Raw genomic sequence first — 224 nt, 5'->3', positions numbered from 1 at the left:
GGCGTATTTACCGATGGCGACTTGCGCCGTCTGTTTCAAGAACGCGACAGCTTTGCCGGTTTGAAAGTGGACGACATTATGCACGCTTCGCCGAAAACCATCTCCGCCGACCGCCTTGCCACCGAAGCTTTGAAAGCCATGCAAAGCGGCCATGTGAACGGTTTGCTGGTGGTCGAAGAAAACGGCGTGCTGATTGGCGCGCTGAACATGCACGATTTATTGAT

The 224-nt window shown here is 54.0% G+C and carries 1 protein-coding gene; it reads left to right on the top strand.

Annotated features, from left to right (window positions below; all coding sequences use genetic code 11):
* The coding region (locus ACTHSP_RS24285) for a CBS domain-containing protein (RefSeq protein WP_440347253.1) at positions 1-224 on the top strand (224 nt) is incomplete at both ends.

The organism is Neisseria sp. P0001.S005, assembly GCF_051963715.1.
Note: the sequence above shows the minus strand (reverse complement) of the source record. Positions and strands in the feature narration are given on the sequence as shown.